Raw genomic sequence first — 26,415 nt, forward strand, 5'->3', positions numbered from 1 at the left:
TAAAACTCCTTACTTTACTACTGCTTGTTCCTGATTTTTTTGGATTTCAACAATTCTTCCCTCGATGGCGTTTACAAAATGATCTTCCCTCGTCCCATCTGGAAGCTCAACTAAGATATGCCAAGTTGGTGCAAATACTTGTGTTTCGGTTAGTTCTATTAATCGAGAATAGCCTAATTTAATTTCCTTTACTATGGAGTCAGGCTTTAATAGTCCACCATCATATAATACTTTTATTGCTTGTATAGGAGATAATAAAGTCTTGTCTTCATCATAATCCTCTAAATTGTCCAAGATTTTTTGTTCATATCGAACTAGTTCTTGCTGATCATTCCAATAAACAACTAAGGTAGCATTCTGGTTATAGTAAACAAATCGATTATTTACTTTTTGAAAGAAGGTTGCTGATTTATTTTCTTCATCTGTTTTCCATAGACCGTATGAGTTACCACGTAATACATTTTCTCGTACTAACTTTTCAACTGTATTTTCTTCCGTTATTGAAATAGATTTATCAAACGTGCTTGTTAATTTTAAACCGTCCACTGTAATTGTCTGATTTGGCAACTTTTCTAATTCTTCTAAAATGAAATTATGCGTATTTCCGGAAACAAAAGAAGCTTCTTTAATATCTATATCCATTTTTGGAACTGTAATATTATCTTGAAAAAGTCGATCCTCGATTGTTGCATCACTCAATACTTCTAAATCGATAGCATCATTGTATCTATTTAAATATAGAGAAAATAAAAATACATTTAAAATAGAAAATACAATAATGAATATTGTTTTTGTTTTATTCCAATCCATAATTGCCACCTCCCAGTAACTCTGGGGATACCTGTTTCCATGAACCATTTATTAAATAATACCATGAAGGCTCTAGATTTAGTAATGGCTGTTCATCATCCTTAGACAAATTGTAACCAACTAAAATCTCATCTACTGATGACATATTGATATCTGAAATGGTTGAAATCAAATCATAAGTCGCCTGTCCTGAAGATAATGGTACGTCCCTTGTTTTAATAGGCGTAGATTCGTTTAATGTATAATATGGTCTATTATATCGATAAACACGATTTTCTCCCCATTGTTGCATGATTTCCGTTGACGTGTCCTTACTAAAAACAGGCATTCCATACAAGTATAGTTGATAACTCACTTGTAGCGTAGCAGGATTAATTCGATGTAATCGGTATTCGTTCGTCCACCCATTATGCTCATTAACAAAATTTACAGTTTGTTGAACAAGTTCGGCAGGATTACCGGCATTGTTACTTTCTGAGGCGGGATGGACATATCTCAATTCCAAAGGCATGTAATTAACAATCATCAGTGCACTGTCATCAGAATATTCCTTACCACTAGTTCCTTTTGGATTACTTTGAACAAGACTAGGATTTGAAAAAAGGGCATTCCTAAACTTTTCTGGTGCTACTGATATATCTTCTAAATAATACGTAAAGCCCATTATATTTTCTGGGTTATTCGAAGCATAGAGAGAAAGTTGACCTTCTCTTTCTATTTCATTATAAGGCGATAAGCTAATAGATTGTTTATAAATATTCGCGGAAAAAGTTTCTTTATCCACCTTATCAACGTGTGTTGTATACACTTTTTGTTTTATTGTATTAATTAAATATAAATGGACTTCTTCATCAGGCGTTTTATTCCAATCTATTACTAAACGATTGAACGAAGCATCCGGTAAATTACGATCATCAAAGGACAATATTTTACTAAATGTCTTAATCGGCACTTCTGCAGGATAAAAGAAAGTTAATCGATTAGGTGTCCGAATGTATTCATTTATTTGTTGAAAACTTATTTTGTTCTTTAAAGGCTCTACCGTTTGTAATTCCCAAGTTTTCATAGAACTAAATACTTTTTCTAGAATTAGAGGAGATGTAGAACCCGTCAGTTTATCCTCATGACTATATAAAAGGCGGTATGGCTTAACAACGTCCTCCATTTTCTTTTTCTCCGCAATTGCAATATCAACGATAGGTGTATCGTTTGTATTGTATGACGGAGAAAAAGTCCATATAGTAAAGGTCAATGTAAGACTTAATAGGATGAGTAGAAGTAAAATAACTGATTTTACTTGTTCAATATACTTCAATCCCACTCACCTTCCTCATCCATTACAATATCAAGTGTAAAAAAGACAGTTGTTCCATGCCCTTCTTCACTTTCTGCCCAAATTTTCCCCCCGTGGGCTTCAATCATTTCCCGGGCAATTGCTAAACCTAGACCTGTTCCACCCATTGACCGTGCTCTTGCACGATCTACTCGATAAAAACGATCAAAAATACGGTTAACATTTTCAGAAGGTATTCCCATACCATCATCCGAAATCATCACCTTCAATATTTGTTCCTTAACAGCTATTCCAAAGCGAATATTTCCACCATCTGGTGAGTATTTCAATGCATTTGATATGATATTATCAATTACTTGTGTAAGTTTGTCCGTATCTATATCTACATAATAAGGCGTTTTGGGAAGCATTCGATGAAATGTTACATTTTGAGACTTCGATAATTCAAATCGATCAATAATACGATTGAAAAACTCATTGAAATTCACAATATCTCGATTCAGATCATAGTCACTGCTATCCATTTTAGACAATTGAAGCAAATCATTTACTAAACGAATCATTCGCTGTGTTTCAGTTTGTGTTACTTGTAGAAAGGATGGGGCAATCTCTACATCTTTCCAAGCACCGTCTGCTAAGGCTTCTAAATAACTACTCATTGTTGTAAGTGGAGTGCGCAGCTCATGCGATACGTTGGCGACAAATTCTCTACGTTCCATATCGATTTTCTCTTGTTCGGTGTTGTCATGAAGAACTGCAATTAACCCGTTCACAAATCCAGTTTCTTTTTGTATAACCGAGAAGTTTACACGCAATATAAAAGGTCGTTCATACGTACTAAAATCAAGCGTTATGGACTCCTTCGAATATATCAAATCTTCAAATGATTGTGCTGCGTCAATTCCTAACACAGAAACAATAGGACGGTTTAGAACCATTTCTCTTGGTATTCGCAATAATCGAAGTGCTGGATCATTAATTAAAATAATTCTTCCTTTACGATCCGTTGCGATAACTCCATCTGTCATATTGGTAAGGACAGAAGCAAGTTTTCTTCTTTCGGCTTCTGTTGTTGACTGTGCTTCTTGTAATCTGTTTGTTAAGTGGTTAAAGGCTATAGCAAGCTGACCAATTTCATCATTGCCATATACACGTACTTTTCTTGAAAAGTTTCCTTTTGCCATTGCCTGTGCCTGTCTTCGCATATCTGAAATAGGTCGTGTAATAGTTTGTGCTATTAATATCCCAAGGACAATTGTGATCACTAATGCAACAGCAGTCCCACCTGCGAGAATTTGGTTAATCTCATTCATTTGACCAAATACATTTTCAATATTCGATTCTATATATAGAGAACCAATTACTTCTCCTTTATCGACAATAGGAGTAGCTAGTATCCAAATTCTCTTTTTAGATTCCGGATCAAGGGAAATATTATCAAAAGGTGTTGCAGAAGTTATGGAAAATCTAACGAGTTCATCCAATGATCTTTGCCCTACGATTGATTGATTGTTAATATCAGATGTTGCAAGAATTTGATATCTTGCATCGATCACTCGAACTTCTTTTATATCATTTGAATTAAGTCCATACAAAATAGAACGCAAACTTTGTTCTATGGATGCGTCTTCTTCTTCATTTCTAACTTTTATGATTTCTTCTCTTGTACTAAATACTAGAAGACTTACACGATCTTTAATCGATTCTTGAAAGTTGTCTTTTAACGTTTCCTCGAGTTCTTTCACAAAATACAAACCGATTATTTGCATGGCGATAATTATTAACAAAATATAAATCAAAACAATCTTAACGTGAATTGATTTAAAATAACCAACCTTTTGCATTTTTCCTACTCCTGTTCAGGATTTCGTAAGTAATAACCAACGCCTCTTCTAGTTACAATCCATGTTGGATGACTTGGATTATCTTCAATCTTTTCTCGTAGACGTCGAATGGTTACATCTACCGTACGTACATCTCCAAAATAATCATAACCCCACACCGTTTGAAGTAAATGCTCACGAGTCATCACTTGTCCAATATGTTTCGCTAAATAATGTAACAATTCAAATTCTCGATGTGTTAATTCAATTGTTTCCTCTCTCTTTAACACTAAGTATGCATCAGGTTGAATTATTAGTGGACCAATTGTAATATCATTTGTTATTACTTCTGCATCTTCTTGAATCGTTTGATGTCTTCTCATATTTGCCTTAACTCGTGCGATAAGCTCACGCGTACTAAATGGTTTAGTTACATAATCATCCGCACCTAATTCTAAACCAAGTACTTTATCAATCTCCGAATCTTTTGCAGTTAGCATTATAATCGGAAAATCATATCTTTTACGAATCTCTCTGCATACTTCCATTCCATCTCTATTTGGAAGCATAATATCTAATAGCATTAAATCTGGTTGAAATTCTTCTACCTTTTTTAATGCTTCATCGCCGTCATATGCACAAAATACTTGATAACCTTCTTTTTTCAAATTGAATTGAAGTATATCTGCAATCGGTTTTTCATCATCAACTACTAATATTTTCTTACTCATCAGTTGAACCTCTTTTCGTAATTTGATCTATTTAAATGTTTTTATCTTTTACATTCATTCTCTTACTCTACCATGCTTTTGAACTAATCGCATTAATTTAAGAATACCATAAATTGAATTAGTCGATGCTTGTCGAAATATTTCCTGGGAAATTTATTTTACAATCATTCTTCATGTACCTATGTATGCCATTTCTCAATTAAAAAAGAGATAGCCAATCTAGTGACTATCTCTTCCATACTATTATTTTAACACGGTCAACGGATTAATCGTAACTCCATTTTTTTCTACTTCAAAATGTAAGTGAGTTCCAGTTGAACGACCCGTACTTCCCATAATCCCTAATTTAGAACCTTGGGGAACGACATCTCCAACACTAACACTTATAGAAGATAGATGTGCGTATGTTGTTTTGTACCCGTTTTTGTGATCGACAATTACTCTATTACCATATGTACCGTCCGATCCAGCAGCTACTACAACTCCATTGTCTGTTGCTTTAATGTCAAACCCACTTGGTCTTGCAATATCAATTCCTTCATGTTGACGTCCCCAACGGTGACCCATTTTACTTGAAATATATCCACCTTCAGCTGGCCAAGCAAATTCTCCTGATCCACGAGAAGGCATTACTTTTGTTCCTTTTAAAGTGATTTGATCTTTTGGTTTAACCAAAACAGTTTCTTCAATAACGGATTGGCCTGCTTCCACACCATTTTCTTTACGTACAAGATAGGTTGCTTCTCTCTTACCATCAGTACCTTCTTGTTTTACTTTCGTATCGCCTTTATACATTTCTTCTGATACTTCTATTTTTTTATTATGGTTTATTACTTCAATTGCTTTCTTTTCATACAGTACATCTACATTAATAAGTGGTTTTAAAACTGTTACATTTATCTCTTGACCTATTTGTAGCAACGTAGAGTCGGTCATACCAGGATTGATTTTCATCAACTCATCTGTTGTTAAGTTATGATCACTGGCAATCGTGCCTAATACATCTCCCTCTGCTACTTTATACGTCTCTTGTTCTAGTGTTCCTTCTAATAGAAGTTTAACGGCATCATCCGGTGATACAATTTTTTCTGGGTTTACATCAACTGTTACTCCAGAAACTTCTTCTTTTAAAATTATTTCTTTAATACGCGTTTCATTTTCTTTTAATTCGGGTAAAGTTTCAATAGTACTCTTTCTTGCTTCCAGTTCGTTTAACTCATCTTCTGTTACAAAATGTAATTTTAGTTTTCGGATAGCTTCTTGATATGCTTCCAAGTCTTTGACGTAGACTGCCATCTCGTCATTGATAGATAATGCAAATGCTGTTGCTTCTATTTCTATAAGTTCCTCTAACTTTTGAAGTGTAGCATCATCGTTCGTAGATGAAGTAAAAACTTGCTCTGGTATTACCGAGAGATTGGAATCAGCTTTTAAAGGGAGATTTTCGTACTGGGAGCTTGAATCCTTCACTTTTGCATTTAACATGGTCTGCATTGCTTTTTTATCAGATAATGCTCCGACATATTTTCCATTTGAGTATATATGGTAGATTTCTTTTAAAGTATTATTTTCACTTTCATTTGCAAAAGCCATATTAATAGATACACTTGAAATAAGTAACATTGAAACTGCTGCTTTTTTCATTATATTTGATCTTCTGTTTGAAAGAACCTCTAAATAATTACTCTTCTGTTCTTCATTCTTTCTTTTCAAAAACATGATAAAGCCCCTTCCAAGTTCATAAAAAATTACTTTCCTTTTTTCAGGCTCTTTTAATTTAACATAATTGACTTAATCTAGTATAGAAATAGGACGCTTTGTAAAGAAACTGTATAATTAGAACCATTATATTGAATATAATTCCATTATATTCTATTTTAATATGAATCAATAAATATTTTAACAACTTATATCTAATCTTTTACCAAAAAATCAGTAGTTTATACATATTCTCTCATTATTCTCTGTTATATTTGTCATAATGGAAGATTAAAAATTGATTCAATTGGTTTATTTCGACAAAAAAACTGCCAAGAAAATAAAAATCTTCTTGGCAGTTAATTAATTTAGGCGTTTTATTAACGCCAAACACTAGAAATAATATTTGTTTGTGTACGATCTGGTCCTACAGAGAAGATAGAGATTGGTACACCTGTCAGTTGTGAAATACGCTCTAAATAATGGCGAGCCGTTTCAGGTAGTTCATCAAGTGTTTTACATTTTGTAATATCTTCGCTCCAACCTGGTAGCTCTTCATATACTGGCTCACACTCAGCAAGAATACGAAGATTAGCTGGATATTCAGTAATTAACTCACCTTTGTATCTATATGCAGTACAAAGTTTTACAGTTTCTAAACCAGTTAATACATCAATTGAGTTAACAGTCAAATCTGTTAAACCACTTACGCGACGAGCATGTCTAATAACTACAGTATCAAACCATCCAATACGACGTGGTCTTCCTGTAGTTGTACCGTATTCTTTACCAACTTCACGAATTTGACTACCAATTTCATCGAATAATTCTGTTGGGAATGGGCCATCTCCTACACGAGAAGTATACGCTTTACATACACCAACAACATGTGTAATTTTTGTTGGACCTACACCAGCACCAATTGTTACCCCACCCGCCACTGGGTTAGAAGACGTAACAAAAGGATATGTACCTTGGTCAATATCAAGCATAACACCTTGTGCACCTTCAAATAATACACGACGGCCTTCGTCTAAAGCGTCATTTAATACCTTTGAAGTATCTGTTACATATTTTTCAATTTCTTGACCATAACTATAGAACTCTTCCAAAATTTCATCTACAGTGAAACCTTTTGTTTCATAAAACTTCTCAAACATTCTATTTTTTTCTTCTAAATTACGTTCTAATTTTTCTTTAAATATTTCATAATCCAATAGGTCTGCAATACGAATCCCAACACGAGCAGCTTTGTCCATATAAGCTGGACCAATCCCTTTACCTGTTGTCCCGATTTTATTTGCACCTCTACGAGCTTCTTCTACTTCATCTTGTTTTAAATGATAAGGAAGAATAACGTGTGCACGATTAGAAATACGTAAATTTTCTGTCGTAATTCCTCGATCATGTAAACCTTTAAGTTCTTTTACAAGTGCTCTTGGATCCACTACCATCCCATTACCGATAACTGAGATTTTATCTTTGTAAAAAATACCTGAAGGAATAAGGTGAAGCTTGTATGTTTCTCCTCCAAAAATAATTGTATGCCCCGCATTATTACCACCTTGGTAACGTGCGATTACTTCTGAATTCTCGGATAGAAAGTCTGTAATCTTCCCTTTTCCTTCGTCTCCCCATTGTGTACCTACCACTACTACTGATGGCATTGCCAACACCTCCGTCAGACATTTTATATGTCCTGATTCAAACAGTGTAATTGTACCAAGCTATGGTCTCATAGTCAACCGATATTAGGTAAAAACACGAACATATAAATGTAATAAAACATTTATCGTTCGTGTTCTTACCCTTTTCTTATGCTGGTGGAGCTTGATGCTGGCTCCAATCAATATTAACGAATTTGTTAAATTCCTTCACAAATGCTAGAGTCACCGTCCCAGTTGGGCCATTACGTTGTTTTGCAATGATGATCTCTATCATGTTTTGATTTTCCGTTTCTTTATCGTAATAATCTTCTCGATACAAGAACGAAACAATATCCGCATCTTGCTCAATTGATCCCGATTCACGTAAATCGGACATCATTGGTCTTTTGTCTTGACGTTGCTCCACACCACGGGAGAGCTGTGATAAGGCAATAACAGGTACTTGTAGCTCCCTAGCTAGTCCTTTTAACGAACGCGAAATTTCAGAAACCTCTTGCTGTCTATTAGCTTGACTGCCGCCACTACCTTGGATTAGCTGCAAGTAATCAATTAAAATCATACCTAATCCAGACTCTTGCTTTAATCTTCGACATTTTGACCGTATTTCATTCACACGAATACCTGGTGTATCATCAATATAAATTCCAGCATTTGATAAACTACCCATGGCCATCGTTAGTTTTCGCCAATCCTCTGTTGTTAAAGAGCCTGTACGTAATACTTGTGCATCAATATTACCCTCTGCACAAAGTATACGCATAACTAACTGTTCTGCACCCATCTCTAGACTAAAAATTGCTACATTCTCATCGGTTTTAGTTGCAACATTTTGTGCAACATTCAATGCGAATGCAGTTTTCCCTACGGATGGACGAGCTGCTACGATGATTAAATCATTTCGTTGGAATCCAGCAGTTATTTTATCTAAATCTCGGAATCCTGTTGGAATACCTGTAACATCGCCTTTTCTCGAATGGAGTTTTTCGATGTTATCATATGTTTCCACTAAAACATCTTTAATATGCTGAAAGTCACCAGCATTTTTTCTGTTGGCAACTTCCATCATTTTTCGTTCAGCCTCTGATAATAGGGCCTCTACTTCATCTTCTCTTGTAAATCCATCTTCAACAATAGTTGTAGCAACACGGATTAAACGGCGTAGTATTGATTTTTCTTCTACAATTTTTGCGTAATGTCCGATATTTGCTGCTGTAGGTACTGCATTAGCTATCTCACTTATGTAAGAAATACCGCCAACATCTTCTAATTCTTTTTTGGCAGAAAGTTCTTCCGTTACAGTGACAACATCGATTGCTTTCCCTTGATCACTTATTCGAAGCATCGTTTGGAATATTTTCTGATGTGCTACTCGGAAAAAGTCTTCCGGCATAATAATTTCCGCTGCTGTTATTAATGCTTGCGGTTCTAAAAATATTGCTCCAATGACAGACTGCTCAGCTTCTTGGTTATGTGGTGGAACACGGTCCAATAATGGATCGCTCATTGACCTCTCTCCTTACGCTTCTTCTGTTACATGTACTTTTAAAGTTGCTACTACTTCATGATGAAGCTTTACTGGAACATTTGTATATCCTAATGCTCGAATCGCATCTTCTAGCTCCATTTTACGTTTATCTATTTTAATACCATGTGATTTTTCTAATTGTGCGGCAATTTGCTTTGTTGTTACGGAACCAAACAAACGTCCATCATTACCTGACTTTGCTTTCAATTCGACTGTTAATTGTTCTAATACTTCTTTTAACTTTTTCGCTTCAGCTAGTTCCTCTGCCGCTTCTTTTTCTGTTTTTTTCTTTTGCCCTTCTAACGCACTAATTGCTGCTGCATTTGCTTCAACAGCAAGTTTATTTTTTAATAAAAAATTATGCGCATAACCATCTGCGACTTCTTTAATTTCACCTTTTTTACCTTTACCTTTTACATCTTTTAAAAAAACTACTCTCATTCTGCATTTCCTCCTTCTAATGTCTCTTCAATTGCTGTTTTTAGCATATTAATAGCTTCGTCAATTGTCGCATTTTCTAGTTGGCAAGCAGCATTTGTTAAATGGCCGCCACCGCTCATTCTTTCCATTATTAACTGGACATTTACATCACCAAGAGATCTTGCGCTAATCCCAATAACCGAATCACTTCTATAACCAACTACAAACGAAGCTGTTATATTATTCATTGTTAATAAAATATCTGCAGTTTGTGCGAGTAATACTTGGCTATAGGAAGCATCTTCTATGCCATGCGCAATAGCAATACCTGGCTTAAAAAATTCAACTGTTTGAACAATTTTAGAACGTTCAATATACGTATCTATATCTTCTTTTAACATCCTTTGTACTAAAACAGTATCTGCACCTTGTGTTCGAAGATAAGACGCTGCTTCAAAGGTTCTAGCACCTGTACGAAGCGTGAAACTCTTAGTATCTACAATTATTCCTGCAAGCATAGAGGTAGCTTCAAGCATTGTTATTTTTTCATTCTTCGGTTGGTACTCTATTAACTCTGTTACAAGTTCTGACGTAGAGGATGCATATGGTTCCATATATACAAGTAACGTATTGGAAATGAACTCCTCACCTCTTCGATGATGATCGATTACAACAACCTTTTCTGCTCTATTTAGTAATTTTTCATCAATAACTAGACTAGGTTTATGGGTGTCCACTACTACTAATAAAGTTTTATCGGTCATTCTATTAACAGCTTCTTCCGGACTGATAAAACGCTCATATAGCTCTGGTTTCCCTTTAATTTCATCCATTAATCGAAGAACACTTTTGTCTAATTCATTAAAATCGATTACTACATAACCTTCGACCTTATTCATTTGGGCCATTTTTCTAACCCCTACAGCTGCTCCAATTGCATCCATATCCGGCAACCGATGTCCCATAACAAATACTTGATCACTATCCTGTATTAAATCACGAAGAGCATGTGAAATTACTCGTGCTCTTACACGCGTCCTTTTTTCTACGGGGTTTGTTTTTCCACCATAAAATTTTACTTTTCCATTTGGTTGTTTAATCGCTACTTGATCTCCACCTCTTCCAAGTACCAGATCCAAGCTCGATTGTGATAGTTCTCCCAGTTCGACTAGTGAAGTAGACCCCGCACCCACACCTACACTTAATGTTAAGGAAAAGCCAAATTTTGAAGTAGTTTCTCTTATATCATCTAATATTGAGAATTTATTTTTTTCTAGCTCAACAAGAATTGATTCATTAAACACAGCTAAGAAGCGCTCAGAGGAAATTCTTTTTACATATATACCGTATTTTGCTCCCCAGTCATTCACACAAGAAGTCACAATACTATTTAACTGTCCTCTTGTTTGATCATCCATCCCTTGTGCAATCTCATCGTAATTATCGATATATAAAATGGCTATTACTGTTCTATCTCCGTAATACAACGATTCAATTTCTACTTGTTCCGTAATATCAAAGAAATATAGTAATTTTTCTTCCGCCTTATAAAATACTTTATAATCATTGTTATCTAAGGAAATCGTAATTTCTTTCGAATCCTCTTGCTTGATAAGCTGTTGAAAGTCTTTAGAGATAGACAGAAGCTCCTCCCCGATAATCGTGTCAAACGGAAGCTTTTGAGACATATAGGGATTTGCCCATTCAATGATATATTGATCATTTATCAATAATATACCGATTGGCATTTCTAGCAATGCTTCTTCTCCGACTTTTTTCATGCGATAAGATAGGGTTTCGATATGTCTTTCCGTTTCTTCGTAAACCCGTTTTTCTAAAATCCATCCATATATAGATACTCCAATAACTAATAAAGCAAATAATAAGCCAACGATTAAATTGTTAGACAGGAGTAAATAAGATGCAACCCCACCGAGAAGCATAAACAAAATGAGTGGATATCGAATTGGTCGTTTTCTAAAAAAAGACGCCACCTGATCAGCTCCTTATTTTTTGTGCCTGCCTTGTAAATAACTTCTCAAATTAAAACCTAGGTCAAAAACACCTAGTATTATGGTAAATGTAAATAATGGTATGGCTAGAAATGTCCCAAGAACTGCCGTCCACTTTGGGTAGCCTTTTATATAAAAGTAATAGTGAATCAATGAAACACCTTGTAAAAACAATAGAGCTCGCAAAATAAACATGGCATTGATCGTTGCCATATATCCAAATGATCCAATTTCATAAGAAATGATTAAGGTTAATATGGATACGATTAAATAATACCATAACACTGCTTTAGGTAGTTTAAAATCCATAAACTTTGGAAACCTAGGTACTTGTATCTTTAACTTCTTTAATAAGGATAAATTAATGGACAAATAGATGATCGCTGACAAGAACATTGCCACAATAAAATATGACGGCATCATTGTTTTTAATAATAATAAAGCCCGTTCTACCCGTTCATCATAATCTGCTGGTAACTGTCCAACTGAAGACATGATATTTCCCGCTTGTTCGTAGTATATTTCAAAGGCTTCAAAAAATTGCTCAACAAAATTAATATTTAGGATCAAAATAGACATTATGTATTGTACAGCCGTCATGAGTAATAAAAAAATTCCAGAGGTCATTAGAAGATAAAGTTTTGACTTATTATTTCTAATACCATCTCCGATGATTAACCCTAATGGTGCAACAATTAATGCAAATATTAAACCAAAAATACCGCCAATAATAAAGGAGATAACTAACCCAATTATCGTTACATATATAGCATATTTTCTTTCAAATTTGGCGCTGAACCAAGCAATTGGTAAGGGCACAATAAATGAAGTGATCAATCCTAATATCGGAATATACACGGTCATTGCTAAAAGGATTGCAAATAGTGCAATCATCATAGCTCCATATGTTAAATAGCTTGTCTGATTTTTTTGCATGAAGGACCTTCCTTTGCTGTAATCATCTATTCATTGTAACAGATTTCTTCTTACAACTAAATTCCTTTTGTTTGAACTAGAAATAATAGGTAAAAGAACAATAAAAAAAAGACCGGTTTCCCGGTCCTTACTATTTATAAACTTATCTCTCTTCAGAAGAAAATGGTAGTAATGCCATTATACGAGATACTTTGATAGCTCTTGTTAACTTACGTTGATACTTCGCGCTAGTTCCTGTCACACGACGTGGAAGAATTTTTCCACGTTCTGACACGAATTTTTTCAACAAATCTACATCTTTATAATCAATGTGTGTAATGTTGTTAGCTGTGAAGTAACAAACTTTACGGCGTCTTTTGCCTCCGCGACGTGGTGCCATAATAGATTGCCTCCTTTTCGATTAAAGTAAAATGTGGGAAGTCCTTATCAACTTTATTCAGTTGAATAAAGTTAAAACGGTAGATCGTCATCCGATACTTCGATTGGCCCGCTACTGTTTGCAAATGGGTCTTCATCCACACGTGTATAGTTTTGCTGATTCATTGGTTGGTTTTGCTGATATGTTGGATATGGATTTTGCTGTTGTCCGCCACCAAACGATTGTCCGCCTTGGTTACGGTCTCCAGAACTATTACGTGGTTCTAAGAACTGAACGCTGTCTGCAACAACATCCGTCGTATAAACACGTTTACCATCTTGTCCTTCATAACTGCCTGTCTGGATACGCCCTTCAACACCTGCTAAACTTCCTTTTTTCAAGTAGTTAGCTGTGTTTTCCGCTTGTTTTCTCCAAACGACACAGTTGATAAAATCAGCTTCTCTTTCACCCTGTTGGTTGGAGAATGTTCGATTTACTGCTAGGGTAAATCTTGCCATTGCAACACCGCTTGGCGTATAGCGAAGTTCCGGATCTTTTGTTAGTCTTCCAACTAAAACGACACGGTTAATCATCAGTGTACAACCTCCCTTAATCAGCTTTTGTTAGTCAATTTTATTATTTATCGTCGATACGAACAGCAATGTGACGGATAATGTCTTCATTGATGTTAGCTAAACGAGTGTATTCATCGATCGCTTGAGAATCAGCGTTTGCTTTTACGATTTGGTAGTAACCTTCACGTAAGTCATTGATTTCATAAGCTAAGCGGCGTTTGCCCCACTCTTTTGATTCGATGATTTCTGCACCATTTGAAGTTAAGATTTCGTTGAAACGCTCTACTAAAGCTTTCTTCGCTTCTTCTTCAATTGTTGGTTGAATAATGTACATTAATTCGTACTTTCTCATCTATTTACACCTCCCTATGGTCTTTGGCCAACTGCTTACAGTCGACAAGGAGCAAGTAATGTTATTACTCACATCAATGAATTGTAACATAAATAAATTATTATATCAAGATTCATTACCAATCTTTTCACATTTCCTGTATATTTGTTTTATCTTTAGTTAATCCGCGATACACTCGTTAATAGTATTTTACTTGGAGGCATTGTTCATGGAAAATAAAGAAGATATCTTAACCATTATTAATATCGATTTAAAAAAAGTCGCTTGGTCTAGTCTTTTCATAACTGTATTCTTATCGATTTTAGGGTTGTTTATTTATAGTTGGTTATATGATGGCTTCAACATAAATTTTTCAATTATAGATTTACTAGTATTTTTCTTAGGTTATGCTTTTTTAATTATTTTGCATGAATGTTTTCATTTAATTGGGTTTTGGTTCTTTGGAAAGGCCCCATGGAGCAGCATGGATTACGGAGTCAATCTTAAAATGGGCATTGCCTATGCAACAAGCAACTTATCTTTAACAAATAGCGCTATGAAAAAAGCATTATTACTTCCTTTTTGGATGACAGGAGTCCTTCCCATGATCCTCGGATACTCGTTGGAATCACCAGGGCTAGTTTTATTAGGGGCATGGTTAATTGCAGGAGCAGCCGGAGATTTTGCTATGTATAAAGAATTAATAAAATATCCTTCAAATATGCTCATAAAAGATGATCCTGTAGAGCCGAAATTATATGTATTAAATAAAAAAAGACAGGACAGCATTTAAGTTAATCTTTTAGTTATGTCACCACATTACCAGTTAGAGATAAAGACCATAAGAATGTAACGGAACGGTTCATTCTCGCTCCAGGCGGACGCTTTCCGCCGGCATGGCTTCAGCCGCTTCCCTCGCTACGCTCAGTCCAGGGTCTTCAGCTCATGCTATTCCGGCTGGAGTCGCCGCCTTCCACTCCAATCAACTATTTTCCACTTTTCAATTAGAAAACCATCATGTATTTACAGATAATAGTTGAAAAAGGCGACACTCCTGTAGGAATAGCGTTAGCCTCCCCGCAGTTGAGGGGAAGGCAACGCCCGCGGAAAGGGAGCCGTTTCAACGATTTCCTTATTTATCGGACGACATTATTTAGTAAAGTCAATTTCTACAAACTTTTTTCGTGCCCTCGCCGCCCTTCGCTCCAAGTATTAATATATAAGATATAAGAAATGGACCCTATATAAAAATATACAATTCTTTCGGGATTTCATTGATTAAGTCTTTTGGGTCATAATCTATTGCAATGAAGAGGCAACGCCTTCATGACCAATATCCTGTAGGCCCAAGCGGCTAGGCCCCACTCTCGGAAAGCGTCCACCGGGAGCGAAAATCCCCTTCTTTATCATATTTTTTACGTTAAAAGAAAAAAGACTGTAGACAAACTCAAAATCCTTAGAGTTTGTCTACAGTCTGAACAGGTCAGCACTTTTGCTGACCTGTTTTGTATTATACGTTAAAACGGAACAACATTACGTCTCCATCTTGTACAACATATTCTTTACCTTCTAAACGTACTTTACCCGCTTCTTTTGCTGCTGCCATAGAACCATTTGCAACTAAATCATCGTAAGCAACTGTTTCTGCACGGATAAATCCTTTTTCAAAATCCGAATGGATTACTCCTGCACATTGAGGAGCCTTCATCCCTTTACGGAATGTCCAAGCACGTACTTCCTGTACACCTGCTGTGAAGTATGTAGCAAGTCCTAGAAGCGAATAGGATGCTTTGATTAATTGATCTAGACCAGATTCCTCAATTCCTAACTCTTCTAGGAACATTGATTTTTCATCGTCTTCAAGAGCAGCCATTTCCTCTTCAATTTTCGCACAAATTACAATTACTTCTGCTCCTTCTTCTGCTGCAAAAGTCCGCACTTTTTGTACATATTCATTTTCATCAGCAGCCATAATATCATCTTCTGAAACATTGGCTACGTATAATATTGGTTTAATTGTTAACAGGTGAAGCCCCTTTACTACTCTTAGCTCTTCTTCAGTAAAATCAACAGATCTTCCTGGTTTTCCTTGCTCAAAAGCTTCTTTTAAACGTGTTAAAATTGGTTCTTCTACCATTGCATCTTTATCTTTTTGTTTCGCCATTTTAGTAACTCGTGCCAAACGCTTATCAACACTTTCTAAGTCTGCTAAAATTAATTCCAAATTAATAACTTCAATATCCGCGATAGGGTCTACTTTTCCTGAAACATGCGTAATATTATCATCTTGGAAGCAACGAACTACTTGGCAAATGGCATCTACTTCTCTAATATGGGCTAAGAACTTGTTTCCAAGACCTTCCCCTTTACTTGCACCAGCAACAATTCCAGCGATATCTGTAAATTCAAATGCAGTTGGAACAGTTTTCTTCGGTACTACTAATTCTGTTAATTTATCTAAACGAGCGTCAGGAACTTCCACAATTCCTACGTTTGGATCAATCGTTGCGAACGGATAGTTTGCAGCAAGTGCACCTGCTTTTGTTATTGCATTAAATAATGTAGATTTGCCTACGTTCGGTAATCCTACGATTCCTGCCGTTAATGCCATGTATGGTCACACCCTTCTATTTTCTAACCAACCAGATTTTATATATAACCTGTTCATTATATTGATTTTAACGATAAAAGTCTATCCTTACTCTGTATCAGCTTGCACTAAGAGTTTTTTCATCTTTTTCTCAAATTCTTTTCGTGGAATCATTACACTATGCTGACAGCCTTCACATTTTATTCGAATATCTGCCCCCATTCGAATGATTTTCCACGCATTCGTACCACAGGGATGTTGTTTTTTCATTTCTACTATATCATTTAATTGAAACTTTTTACTATCCATTTGTACACCTACTCTTTTTTACTTTGGTATAAAACCATTTTTGGATAAGGAATTTCAATCCCCTTTTCATCGAGGTAATTTTTTAAATCTCTACGGATATTTCTTGTAACTCCATGCTGTTGATAAGGAAGAGTTTCTGCAACAATTCTTAAAGTCACTTCATTTGCTACCATATTCTGCACTCCAAGTAAATCTGGAACCTTTATCAGCTCCTCATATTTACTAGGCAAGTCTTGTAAAAATTCTCTAATCATATTTTCTACTAATTGAATATCCGAGTCGTAAGAGATGCTAATATCTATTAAAGCTAATGAATTATAAATGGAGTAATTGATAACTTCTGAAATATTCCCATTTGGAATTATATGAAGTTCTCCCGTATAGCTTTTTACTTTTGTTGTTCTTAGACCAATTTCTAGAACCACCCCAGTGGATTGCCCAATCATCACTTGATCACCAACAGCAAACTGATCTTCAAATACTATAAAAAAACCTGTGATAACGTCTTTTACTAGACTCTGTGCACCAAACCCTACTGCTAGACCAAGAATACCTGCCCCCGCCAATAATCCGGCTACATTAATATTAAAGGTCGATAATACTGCTAAGATAGCCGTGAAGTAAACAGCATAAGCCAAGATGTTTTGAAGCAACTTCAATAAAGTATTTTGTCTACGTTCCGAATATGCCAATGGACTCTTTTCTCTTACATAAAACACTCTCTTAAGAAGCCTCTTTCCAACTCTCACCACAATAGCTGATGCAATTAATATAAAAATTACTTTCAAAGCTATTAATCCAAGACTTATCCAAGTTTCTTCATTTAGAATTAAATTTTTAAAATACGTGTATGATACTTCTGTTTTCATATTATTCTTTATGTCACCTCTCTGAATAAATAGTTTCTTATTTACATATACTGTTATAAAAAAAGAAAGTGAGTCTCTATATGAATTTTCAAGCAGCAGAGATTAAAGAACCATCTACTATCAATTATAAAGAAACAGGCGTTGTATGGAAATTAAGTAACTATTTCTTAGAACAAATCCCTTTTGAACATCCTAATTTAGTTTTTTGTTGCATTGGAACTGATCGTTCTACGGGTGATGCTCTTGGACCAATGACAGGCTCTTTTTTAACCCAGCTTTCTTCTTTTCCTTTTCAGATTGTAGGAACACTCGACAATCCATTGCACGCTTTAAATATTGAGGAAATCACTCAAGAATTACTTGATTCCCCATCGAAGCCTTTTATAATCGCTATTGATGCTTGTCTCGGAAATTCAGGGAATATTGGGCAAATAATTGTACATCAAGGTCCCCTCTACCCAGGAAAAGCAGTAAAAAAGGAATTGCCACCTATCGGTGAGATTTCCATTAAAGCAGTCGTAAATATTGGTGGCTTTATGGAATATAATGTACTACAAAGTACTCGTCTAAACATTACATTTGAAATGGGCAAGGTTATTTCTCGTGCACTTTTACTTGCATGGCATAGATATAATTTAAAAATTATAAATAAAAGCAACGGCAATCGCAACTATAACTAAGCTAGGAAGTAGATTAGCAACTCTAATTTTTGTTAATCCAAGTAAATTTAAACCGATTGCTATAATCATTATTCCTCCAGTCGCTGTCATTTCTTGAATAAATAATTCAAGTGCAGCTTCTGGAATTAATTTTGTTATTTGAGTAGCGAATAATGCAATTGCACCTTGGTATATAGCTACAGGAATGGCTGAGAGTAAAACACCTATTCCTAGTGTTGCGGAAAGTATAATGGCTGTAAAACCATCTATAATTCCTTTACTAATTAACAATTCATGATCATTTTGAAGTCCGCTATTTAATGCACCAAGTACCCCCATCGCACCAATGACAAATATTAATGTACCAGTAACAAATCCTTGTGCTATACTGCCACCCTCGGCTGTTTTAGATCCAAATTTTTGTTCTATGTACTTGCCTAATTTGTTCAACCATTTGTCTATATCAATCCATTCTCCTATTACGCCACCGAAAACTAAACAAATAATGATTAGTACAAAGTTAGTACTCTCCAAACCCATTTGAATTCCTAAAACGACTACAGCTATTCCGATCGCATACATTACTGTCTGCTTCATATTTTCAGGAATATTCTTTAAAAATCTACCTATTATTGCACCAACTATTATTAATAGTGCATTAACAATAGTGCCTAGTAAAACCATATCTATTTCCTCATTTCCTCTTCTTTAAAGTGAAGAGCTTGATGTCTATTAATAATGGCTCTCTTATTCCTAATTAATCTCCAAAGGACAAATCTTTCACATCTATACATACCAATCAGAGAACAATAACAAACCCTATGCTAATCTACGAAAAACACAACCTATTTCTAGTAAATAGAAATAGGTTGATTTCAATCTTCTAACAGTTGTAATATTCTTTCTAAATCATCTTCTGAAAAGAATTCTATCTCTATCTTACCTTTATTTTTGTTTTTAATAATAGAGACGGGAGATCCAAATATTTCTCTCAATTCTGATTCTTTTTCAATTGTAAAGATATCCTTTTTTACAGTGGGTTTTGTTTCACGTGGAACATTCTCATTTAAACGTTGTACCAGTGCTTCTAATTGACGAACGTTTAAATTTTCTTTTATCGTTTTTAACATGATTAAAGGGATATTCTTTTTCTTCTTTAATCCCAATAAAGCCTTACCATGCCCCATAGATAATTCGCCATTTGTTATTGCATTCCTTACCTCTTCAGGGAGAGATAATAATCTTATATGATTAGCAATATGAGGACGGCTTTTACCTAGTCTAAATGCAAGCTGTTCCTGTGTTAAATTTAGGCTTTCCATCAAATTTTGATAAGCTTCTGCCTCTTCTATAGGTGTTAAATCTTCTCTTTGAAGATTTTCCAAAATGGCTATTTCCATCATTTGCTGATCGTTTAATTCACGAATGACAGCAGGTATCTCATCTTTTCCAGCTAATTCAGATGCACGAAATCTTCTTTCACCTACAACAATTTCGTATTTTGAACCTTTTTTACGTAAGGTTATTGGTTGCAATACACCATGTTCTTTTATAGATTCAGAAAGATCCTTCATTGCCTCTTCATCAAAAATCTTTCTAGGCTGAAAAGGATTTGGTTTAATTTTATCTAAACTAATTTTCTCTACTTTTTCAGCTTTTAAATCTTCTTCTGGAAAAAATGCATTAAGTCCTTTACCCAACGCTTTAGCCATTACGAATCACTTCCTTCGCTAAATCTAAGTATACTTCTGCTCCCCGAGACTTTGGATCATAAATAATGATTGGTTCTCCGTGACTTGGTGCTTCACTTAAACGAACGTTTCTAGGAATTATCGTTTTATATACTTTCTCTTGGAAGTATTTTTTAACTTCTTCGATTACCTGAATACCTAAATTTGTTCGTGCATCGAACATCGTTAATAGTACTCCGTCTATTTCTAAGTTTTTATTTAGATGTTTTTGCACTAATCTAATTGTACTTAGAAGCTGGCTTAATCCTTCTAAAGCGTAAAACTCACATTGTACAGGAATAATAATAGCATCGGATGCAGTTAGGGAGTTAATTGTTAACAAACCTAATGAAGGCGGACAATCAATAATAATATATTCATACTTGTCTTTTACCTCTTGTAGGGCTCTTTTCAATCTTACTTCCCTTGAAATAGTGGATACAAGCTCTATTTCTGCACCTGCTAAGGATATTGTAGCTGGAACAATATATAAATTTTCCACTTTTGTTTCCTGTATTGTCTCTAATACACTAACATCATCTATTAAAACATCATATATACACTGATTTACATCGCCTTTGTTTACCCCTACACCACTAGAAGCATTTCCTTGTGGATCAATATCTACAAGCAATACTTTTTTACCTAAATATGCAAGGCAGGCACTTAAATTCACGGATGTAGTAGTCTTTCCTACACCACCTTTTTGATTCGCTATTGCAATTATTCTTCCCACGCTTGCACCCTCTTCTTATCATTTTATATTATTCTATTTACATTCTATCAAATTTCGAATGAAATTTGGGTTTTATTCTTATTACAAAAAAAAACTCTCACATTTATTTGCGAGAGTTTAAGTAAAAAATAAATATATTATGATTTCTTTTTAGGTATTTTTACGGTAATTTGATAGAAGTCTTCCGTATCTTCTTCTTCTGTCTTAATGCTAATCCCACTTTTTGTTACCATGGATAAAGAATGCTTAATCGTATTTAAAGCTATACGAACATCTTTACTTATAGCCTTTCGTTTTGCCTTAGGAGCTGTTTTAATCTCCTTACTAGGTGGATTTAATATTTCCTCCACACGCTCTTCTATTTGCTTTACATTCCAATGATTCTCTATAGAAGTATTCATTAACTCAATTTGAACTTCTTTTTCTTTGATTTGCATTAAAGCACGTGCGTGTCTTTCAGAAAGATCTTTTTTCATAATTGCTTGTTGAACTTCCTCAGGTAATTTTAATAATCTTAGTTTATTAGCAACTGTTGATTGTCCTTTACCTAAACGCTGCGCTAATGCTTCTTGAGTTATTTCATGCAACTTTAATAATTTTTGATAAGCAACAGCTTCTTCTATTGCTGTTAGCTCTTCTCGCTGTAAGTTTTCAATTAATGCAATAGAAGCTGTTTCTTTGTCATTTAAATTACGAACAATTGCTGGCACCTCAGACCATTGTAGTTTAGACATAGCTCTAAATCTACGTTCACCAGCAATAATTTCGTATTTATCGTCTTCCATTTTTCTAATAACGATTGGTTGAATGACACCATGTGTATGGATTGTTCTTGCCAGTTCTTCGATTTTATCTTCATCAAAAACCGTTCTTGGCTGATACCTATTCGGTACAATCTTATCAATCGCAATATTAACTACTTCTTCTAGATGATTTTGTGGTTGATCAACAATTTCATCTTGTCCTTGCTTTTCGGAACTTCCAAAAAAACGAGAAAAAGGACTTTTCATCTAACAAGCACCACCTTTTCGAAACTCTATACGCTAAATATTCACTATATAAACTACGATACTATAAATGTTTCACGTGGAACGTTCCTCAATCAAATACGCCCTGACGTATTTGGCCCAGATTTATATTGAGCTTATTCGATGAACTCAACTACAAAATCTGTGGCATCCTCCGGAAGCTTTAACCTTTGTTAAAAGTTAAATAATAGGTGTTTTGTTTGGAATACCAGGTTTTCGAGGGTATCTTTTCGGTGTGCTTTTTGTTTTAGAAAAGACATACAACGTTCTTTCACTATCTTCAATCGGTAAAAGAAAGGAATACTCTGCGATTTTTTCTGCACCTAATACTTGAAGTGCCTTTTTAGCATCATTTAATTCGTCTAATGCACTCGCTGCCTTCATTGCTATAAATCTTCCATCCACTTTTACTAAAGGTATACATAGTTCTGCTAGAACCGATAACCTTGCAACCGCTCTAGCAGTCACAATGTCATAATTTTCTCTATGTTCGATTTTTTGGCCGAATTCTTCAGCGCGAGCATGAACAAAATTTACATCAGTTAAATTTAATTCCTTGCTGAGATGAGTTAAAAACTGGATTCTTTTATTCAAAGAATCAACGATTGTTACCTTTAAATTTGGAAAACAAATCTTTAAAGGAATACTTGGAAAACCAGCTCCTGCTCCCACATCACAGACGGAGAAAGAGCCAGTAAAATCTTCATAAAAAGATGCACTAATAGAATCAAAAAAATGCTTTAAATATACAGATGGTTCATCTGTAATAGCGGTTAAATTCATTTTTTCATTCCATTCAACAAGTATTTCAAAATATTTTCTAAATTGTTGTACTTGTTCTGGTGTTAGTTCAATTCCTTTTTCCTGAAGGGCTTGAATGAATTGTTCCTCGTTCATGAAGTTCTCCTTATCAATTTAGACTATCCAGTAATTTTTGCAATTTTTCCTTGTTCAATATAAATCAGTAAAATTGAAATATCTGCTGGATTTACTCCTGAAATTCTAGATGCTTGTGCAATAGACAAAGGACGTACTTGTTTTAATTTTTGTTTGGCTTCTGTAGCCAATCCTGAAATTTCATCATAATCTATTTGATCAGGAATTTTTTTGTCTTCCATTTTTTTAAGTTTTTCTACTTGTTGAAGAGATTTTTCAATATACCCCTCATACTTAACTTGGATTTCTACTTGCTCTTTCTCTTCTTCAAATAATTCAACTTCAGAAGGAGCTAGCTGAGCAACTAAATCATAATGCATCTCTGTACGTTTTAATAAATCAGCAGCACGAATCCCATCTTTTAGTTCACTACCTTCAACGCTTCGGATCAATTGTTGCGTTTGTTCATTTGGTTTTATCATAAATGAACGAAGTCTTTTCAATTCATTTTCAATACGTTGTTTTTTCTCTAAAAATTTATCAAAACGTTCTTGCGGGATAAGGCCTATTTCGTAGCCAATTTCAGTTAAGCGTAAATCGGCATTATCATGACGAAGTAATAAACGATATTCCGCACGAGAAGTTAATAAACGGTAAGGTTCATTTGTTCCTTTCGTAACTAAATCATCAATTAGTACTCCGATATATGCATCAGATCTACTTAATATTTTTTCTTCTTTGTTAAGTACACGTTGAGCCGCGTTAATTCCGGCCATTAAACCTTGACCTGCTGCTTCCTCATAACCAGATGTTCCATTGATTTGTCCCGCAGTATAAAGATTTTTAATTTTTTTCGTTTCAAGTGTTGGCCAAAGTTGCGTTGGAACCATTGCATCGTATTCGATGGCATAACCTGCACGCATCATCTCTGCTTTTTCTAGTCCAGGAACAGAAGCTATCAGACGACGTTGTACATGCTCAGGTAAACTTGTTGAAAGTCCTTGTACATATATTTCACGAGTATTTCTTCCTTCTGGCTCTAAAAATATTTGATGGCGTGGTTTATCACTAAAACGTACAATCTTATCTTCAATCGAAGGGCAATATCTTGGTCCTGTACCTTTTATCATACCTGAATACATAGGAGAAAGGTGTAAGTTTTCATTAATAATTTCATGTGTTTCTAAAGTCGTATATGTTAACCAACATGGTAATTGATCCATAATAAACTCAGTTGTCTCAAAACTGAATGCTCTTGGAACATCATCTCCAGGTTGGATTTCTGTTTTACTATAATCTACTGTTTTACTATTTACACGTGGTGGAGTGCCTGTTTTAAAACGAACCAAATCAAAACCTAAATTACGAATGCTATCAGCTAATTTAATGGATGGCTGTTGATTATTTGGACCGCTTGAATATTTCAAGTCTCCAATTATTATTTCTCCTCGTAAGAATGTACCTGTTGTAATAACTACAGTTTCCGCACGATATATAGCTCCTACTTGTGTAACTAGCCCAACAACTTTTTCATCTTCCACTAGCAATTCTTCTACAACCGCTTGGTGGATCGTTAAGTTTTCTTGTTCTTCTAAAAGTCGTTTCATTTCATTTTGATACAATACTTTATCCGCTTGGGCGCGAAGTGCGCGTACAGCAGGTCCTTTTCCTGTATTAAGCATTCTCATTTGAATATGTGTTTTATCTATAACTTTCCCCATGGCACCGCCTAGTGCGTCAATTTCACGCACAACAATTCCTTTCGCTGGCCCTCCGATGGATGGATTACACGGCATGAATGCAATCATATCAAGATTTATTGTTAAAACAAGCGTTTTTACACCCATTTTTGCGGCTGCAAGTGCTGCTTCTACTCCAGCATGTCCTGCCCCAACAACAATCACATCGAACTTGCCTGCTTCAAAGTTTGGCATGTTCGTTACTTCCTCTCATATTTTATTTTCCTAAACAAAATTGTGAAAATAACTGGTCAATTAAGCTTTCTTCTACCGTATCCCCGGTAATTTCACCTAATATTTCCCAAGTTCTTGTCACATCAATTTGTATTATATCTACTGGCACATTTGCATGTGCTGCATCAATGGCATCAGTTACAGTTGCTTTTGCTAAATGAAGCAAAGAAATATGACGTGCATTTGAAACATACGTTAAATCGGATGCTTCAATGGAACCTTCGAAGAATAAAGATGCAATTGCTTCTTCTAATTCATCGACTCCTTCTTCTTGTAGTAAAGAAGTAGTAACTACACGCTTATCCCCTGCTAATTGTTGTACTTCGTTCGAATCTATTGAGGTAGGTAAATCTGTCTTATTAATAATAACAATAAAATCCATACCTTGTATTGCCTCAAATAACTTACGGTCTTCTTCTGTTAGCTGCTCCGCATTATTTAAAACTAGTAGAATAAGATCAGCCTCGTTTAGTACTTGCCTAGACTTTTCTACTCCAATTCGTTCAACTATATCCTCAGTTTCTCGAATACCAGCTGTATCTACTAATTTTAACGGAACTCCGCGTACATTAACATACTCTTCTATTATATCCCGTGTAGTTCCTGCTATATCTGTCACAATTGCTTTATTTTCTTGAATTAAACTATTTAAAAGGGAAGATTTACCTACATTCGGTCTACCTATAATAGCCGTTGAAAGTCCTTCCCGAAGAATCTTTCCTTGCGATGAAGTGACTAATAGTTTGTCTATTTCATCCCTTACCCATGTACATTTTTCAATCATTAGTGGCAGAGTCATTTCTTCCACATCATCGTATTCTGGATAATCTATGTTCACTTCTACTTGAGCTAATGTTTCGAGTAGTGCTTGCCTCAATGATTTAATAAGTCTAGATAATCGCCCATCCATTTGCCCTAAAGCAACATTCATCGCTTTATCTGTTTTAGCTCTTATTAAATCCATGACGGCTTCAGCTTGTGATAAATCGATTCTCCCGTTTAAAAACGCTCGTTTAGTAAATTCACCAGGCTCAGCTAGTCTCGCACCATTGATCAAAACAAGCTGTAGGACACGATTCACTGATACTAGCCCACCGTGACAGTTAATTTCTACTACATCTTCTCTTGTAAATGTTTTAGGTCCCTTCATCAAAGACAACATTACTTCCTCTACTACCTCTTCTGTCTTTGGATCAACTAAATGACCATAATGAATGGTATGAGAAGCTTGATTTTGCAAATCTTTTCCGTTGGGTGAATGAAATACTTTGTTTGCTATCGGTATTGCTTGAGGACCGCTGAGTCTCACAATTGCTATAGCGCCTTCTCCAAGTGGAGTAGAAATAGCAGCTATTGTATCGAATTCCACAAGTGTCCACCTCCTTTACAATAATAACTTATCCACATGTGAATAAGTTAAACGAACATGACTATCTAACATATAACAATAACACAAATAAGCGAA

General features: G+C 35.1%; 25 protein-coding genes. 2 read left to right on the forward strand and 23 right to left on the reverse strand.

Annotated features, from left to right (window positions below; translation table 11 throughout):
- Positions 1-9: 9 nt before the first annotated feature.
- The 13 genes from WAX74_RS15490 to rpsF form a co-directional block, all read right to left on the reverse strand.
- On the reverse strand, positions 10-810 hold the full coding sequence (locus tag WAX74_RS15490) for a two-component system regulatory protein YycI (protein ID WP_336498575.1): 801 nt from the start codon (positions 808-810) through the stop codon (positions 10-12).
- Complete coding sequence (locus WAX74_RS15495; RefSeq protein ID WP_336498576.1) at positions 797-2,131, reverse strand: YycH family regulatory protein; 1,335 nt, start codon at positions 2,129-2,131, stop codon at positions 797-799. The genes WAX74_RS15490 and WAX74_RS15495 overlap by 14 nt, the downstream gene beginning before the upstream one ends.
- The gene (gene walK, locus WAX74_RS15500) at positions 2,122-3,948 is read right to left on the reverse strand and encodes a cell wall metabolism sensor histidine kinase WalK (protein ID WP_336498577.1); all 1,827 of its coding nucleotides are present in this window, start codon (positions 3,946-3,948) and stop codon (positions 2,122-2,124) included. Before walK ends, WAX74_RS15495 begins: the two co-directional genes overlap by 10 nt.
- 5 nt (positions 3,949-3,953) lie before the next feature.
- A complete protein-coding gene (yycF, locus tag WAX74_RS15505) occupies positions 3,954-4,658 on the reverse strand; it encodes a response regulator YycF (protein ID WP_336498578.1) in 705 nt (234 codons plus the stop codon).
- 243 nt (positions 4,659-4,901) lie between these two features.
- Complete coding sequence (locus tag WAX74_RS15510; protein ID WP_336498580.1) at positions 4,902-6,377, reverse strand: M23 family metallopeptidase; 1,476 nt, start codon at positions 6,375-6,377, stop codon at positions 4,902-4,904.
- A gap of 359 nt (positions 6,378-6,736) precedes the next feature.
- Positions 6,737-8,023 (reverse strand): adenylosuccinate synthase, encoded by a 1,287-nt coding sequence (locus WAX74_RS15515; protein ID WP_336498582.1) that lies wholly within the window; start codon positions 8,021-8,023, stop codon positions 6,737-6,739.
- A gap of 148 nt (positions 8,024-8,171) precedes the next feature.
- Complete coding sequence (gene dnaB, locus WAX74_RS15520) at positions 8,172-9,527, reverse strand: replicative DNA helicase (protein ID WP_336498583.1); 1,356 nt, start codon at positions 9,525-9,527, stop codon at positions 8,172-8,174.
- Between the two features lie 12 nt (positions 9,528-9,539).
- Positions 9,540-9,989, reverse strand: a complete 450-nt coding sequence (gene rplI / locus WAX74_RS15525; protein WP_336498585.1) for a 50S ribosomal protein L9 — start codon at positions 9,987-9,989, stop codon at positions 9,540-9,542.
- Positions 9,986-11,962: a DHH family phosphoesterase gene (locus tag WAX74_RS15530; protein WP_336498586.1), complete on the reverse strand. Its 1,977-nt coding sequence runs from the start codon at positions 11,960-11,962 to the stop codon at positions 9,986-9,988. Before WAX74_RS15530 ends, rplI begins: the two co-directional genes overlap by 4 nt.
- Before the next feature lie 12 nt (positions 11,963-11,974).
- On the reverse strand, positions 11,975-12,916 hold the full coding sequence (locus WAX74_RS15535; protein WP_336498587.1) for a YybS family protein: 942 nt from the start codon (positions 12,914-12,916) through the stop codon (positions 11,975-11,977).
- Positions 12,917-13,058: 142 nt separating this feature from the next.
- Positions 13,059-13,295, reverse strand: coding sequence for a 30S ribosomal protein S18 (gene rpsR / locus WAX74_RS15540; protein ID WP_142540806.1), 237 nt, complete (start codon positions 13,293-13,295; stop codon positions 13,059-13,061).
- Positions 13,296-13,366: 71 nt separating this feature from the next.
- Complete coding sequence (gene ssb, locus WAX74_RS15545; protein ID WP_336498588.1) at positions 13,367-13,867, reverse strand: single-stranded DNA-binding protein; 501 nt, start codon at positions 13,865-13,867, stop codon at positions 13,367-13,369.
- 43 nt (positions 13,868-13,910) lie between these two features.
- Complete coding sequence (gene rpsF / locus WAX74_RS15550) at positions 13,911-14,201, reverse strand: 30S ribosomal protein S6 (RefSeq protein WP_336498589.1); 291 nt, start codon at positions 14,199-14,201, stop codon at positions 13,911-13,913.
- Positions 14,202-14,409: 208 nt separating this feature from the next.
- Between rpsF and WAX74_RS15555 the strand changes: the two genes are divergently transcribed.
- The gene (locus WAX74_RS15555) at positions 14,410-14,973 is read left to right on the forward strand and encodes a DUF3267 domain-containing protein (protein ID WP_336498590.1); all 564 of its coding nucleotides are present in this window, start codon (positions 14,410-14,412) and stop codon (positions 14,971-14,973) included.
- A gap of 717 nt (positions 14,974-15,690) precedes the next feature.
- Here the strand turns inward: WAX74_RS15555 and ychF are convergent.
- The 3 genes from ychF to WAX74_RS15570 form a co-directional block, all read right to left on the reverse strand.
- Complete coding sequence (ychF, locus tag WAX74_RS15560; RefSeq protein WP_336498591.1) at positions 15,691-16,791, reverse strand: redox-regulated ATPase YchF; 1,101 nt, start codon at positions 16,789-16,791, stop codon at positions 15,691-15,693.
- An 87-nt stretch (positions 16,792-16,878) separates the two neighbouring features.
- Positions 16,879-17,079, reverse strand: coding sequence for a DUF951 domain-containing protein (locus WAX74_RS15565; protein WP_053591144.1), 201 nt, complete (start codon positions 17,077-17,079; stop codon positions 16,879-16,881).
- Positions 17,080-17,087: 8 nt separating this feature from the next.
- Entirely contained in the window at positions 17,088-17,948 is an 861-nt protein-coding gene (locus tag WAX74_RS15570) for a mechanosensitive ion channel family protein (RefSeq protein WP_336498592.1), read from the reverse strand.
- An 80-nt stretch (positions 17,949-18,028) separates the two neighbouring features.
- On the opposite strand from WAX74_RS15570, the gene yyaC reads away from it, so the two are divergent.
- Positions 18,029-18,628, forward strand: a complete 600-nt coding sequence (gene yyaC, locus WAX74_RS15575) for a spore protease YyaC (protein ID WP_336498593.1) — start codon at positions 18,029-18,031, stop codon at positions 18,626-18,628.
- Here yyaC and WAX74_RS15580 read toward each other — a convergent pair.
- From WAX74_RS15580 to mnmE, 7 genes are all read right to left on the reverse strand, one after another.
- The gene (locus tag WAX74_RS15580; protein ID WP_336498594.1) at positions 18,584-19,291 is read right to left on the reverse strand and encodes a DUF554 domain-containing protein; all 708 of its coding nucleotides are present in this window, start codon (positions 19,289-19,291) and stop codon (positions 18,584-18,586) included. The two genes, yyaC and WAX74_RS15580, sit on opposite strands and share 45 nt — an antisense overlap.
- Positions 19,292-19,482: 191 nt before the next feature.
- On the reverse strand, positions 19,483-20,319 hold the full coding sequence (locus WAX74_RS15585) for a ParB/RepB/Spo0J family partition protein (protein WP_336498595.1): 837 nt from the start codon (positions 20,317-20,319) through the stop codon (positions 19,483-19,485).
- Entirely contained in the window at positions 20,312-21,073 is a 762-nt protein-coding gene (locus WAX74_RS15590) for a ParA family protein (RefSeq protein ID WP_336498596.1), read from the reverse strand. Before WAX74_RS15590 ends, WAX74_RS15585 begins: the two co-directional genes overlap by 8 nt.
- Before the next feature lie 137 nt (positions 21,074-21,210).
- A complete protein-coding gene (gene noc / locus WAX74_RS15595; RefSeq protein WP_336498597.1) occupies positions 21,211-22,083 on the reverse strand; it encodes a nucleoid occlusion protein in 873 nt (290 codons plus the stop codon).
- Between the two features lie 198 nt (positions 22,084-22,281).
- A complete protein-coding gene (gene rsmG, locus WAX74_RS15600) occupies positions 22,282-22,998 on the reverse strand; it encodes a 16S rRNA (guanine(527)-N(7))-methyltransferase RsmG (protein ID WP_336498598.1) in 717 nt (238 codons plus the stop codon).
- A 23-nt stretch (positions 22,999-23,021) separates the two neighbouring features.
- Positions 23,022-24,911 (reverse strand): tRNA uridine-5-carboxymethylaminomethyl(34) synthesis enzyme MnmG, encoded by a 1,890-nt coding sequence (gene mnmG / locus WAX74_RS15605; protein WP_336498599.1) that lies wholly within the window; start codon positions 24,909-24,911, stop codon positions 23,022-23,024.
- A gap of 22 nt (positions 24,912-24,933) precedes the next feature.
- Entirely contained in the window at positions 24,934-26,319 is a 1,386-nt protein-coding gene (gene mnmE, locus WAX74_RS15610) for a tRNA uridine-5-carboxymethylaminomethyl(34) synthesis GTPase MnmE (protein ID WP_336498600.1), read from the reverse strand.
- Positions 26,320-26,415 lie beyond the last annotated feature (96 nt).

It is taken from the genome of Psychrobacillus mangrovi (assembly GCF_037104765.1).
In the GTDB taxonomy this organism is placed as follows: Bacteria; Bacillota; Bacilli; order Bacillales_A; family Planococcaceae; genus Psychrobacillus; species Psychrobacillus mangrovi.

Excerpts from the sequence above, each read along its gene's own strand:
- walK (WP_336498577.1), bottom strand. The coding sequence starts at position 3,948 with ATGCAAAAGGTTGGTTATTTTAAATCAATTCACGTTAAGATTGTTTTG.
- rpsR (WP_142540806.1), bottom strand. The coding sequence starts at position 13,295 with ATGGCACCACGTCGCGGAGGCAAAAGACGCCGTAAAGTTTGTTACTTC.
- ychF (WP_336498591.1), bottom strand. The coding sequence starts at position 16,791 with ATGGCATTAACGGCAGGAATCGTAGGATTACCGAACGTAGGCAAATCT.
- WAX74_RS15515 (WP_336498582.1), bottom strand. The coding sequence starts at position 8,023 with ATGCCATCAGTAGTAGTGGTAGGTACACAATGGGGAGACGAAGGAAAA.
- noc (WP_336498597.1), bottom strand. The coding sequence starts at position 22,083 with ATGAAAAGTCCTTTTTCTCGTTTTTTTGGAAGTTCCGAAAAGCAAGGA.
- WAX74_RS15535 (WP_336498587.1), bottom strand. The coding sequence starts at position 12,916 with ATGCAAAAAAATCAGACAAGCTATTTAACATATGGAGCTATGATGATT.
- WAX74_RS15570 (WP_336498592.1), bottom strand. The coding sequence starts at position 17,948 with ATGAAAACAGAAGTATCATACACGTATTTTAAAAATTTAATTCTAAAT.
- ssb (WP_336498588.1), bottom strand. The coding sequence starts at position 13,867 with ATGATTAACCGTGTCGTTTTAGTTGGAAGACTAACAAAAGATCCGGAA.
- WAX74_RS15580 (WP_336498594.1), bottom strand. The coding sequence starts at position 19,291 with ATGGTTTTACTAGGCACTATTGTTAATGCACTATTAATAATAGTTGGT.
- WAX74_RS15565 (WP_053591144.1), bottom strand. The coding sequence starts at position 17,079 with ATGGATAGTAAAAAGTTTCAATTAAATGATATAGTAGAAATGAAAAAA.
- yyaC (WP_336498593.1), top strand. The coding sequence starts at position 18,029 with ATGAATTTTCAAGCAGCAGAGATTAAAGAACCATCTACTATCAATTAT.
- rsmG (WP_336498598.1), bottom strand. The coding sequence starts at position 22,998 with ATGAACGAGGAACAATTCATTCAAGCCCTTCAGGAAAAAGGAATTGAA.
- WAX74_RS15510 (WP_336498580.1), bottom strand. The coding sequence starts at position 6,377 with ATGTTTTTGAAAAGAAAGAATGAAGAACAGAAGAGTAATTATTTAGAG.
- rplI (WP_336498585.1), bottom strand. The coding sequence starts at position 9,989 with ATGAGAGTAGTTTTTTTAAAAGATGTAAAAGGTAAAGGTAAAAAAGGT.
- mnmG (WP_336498599.1), bottom strand. The coding sequence starts at position 24,911 with ATGCCAAACTTTGAAGCAGGCAAGTTCGATGTGATTGTTGTTGGGGCA.
- yycF (WP_336498578.1), bottom strand. The coding sequence starts at position 4,658 with ATGAGTAAGAAAATATTAGTAGTTGATGATGAAAAACCGATTGCAGAT.
- dnaB (WP_336498583.1), bottom strand. The coding sequence starts at position 9,527 with ATGAGCGATCCATTATTGGACCGTGTTCCACCACATAACCAAGAAGCT.
- WAX74_RS15555 (WP_336498590.1), top strand. The coding sequence starts at position 14,410 with ATGGAAAATAAAGAAGATATCTTAACCATTATTAATATCGATTTAAAA.
- WAX74_RS15490 (WP_336498575.1), bottom strand. The coding sequence starts at position 810 with ATGGATTGGAATAAAACAAAAACAATATTCATTATTGTATTTTCTATT.
- WAX74_RS15585 (WP_336498595.1), bottom strand. The coding sequence starts at position 20,319 with ATGGCTAAAGCGTTGGGTAAAGGACTTAATGCATTTTTTCCAGAAGAA.
- rpsF (WP_336498589.1), bottom strand. The coding sequence starts at position 14,201 with ATGAGAAAGTACGAATTAATGTACATTATTCAACCAACAATTGAAGAA.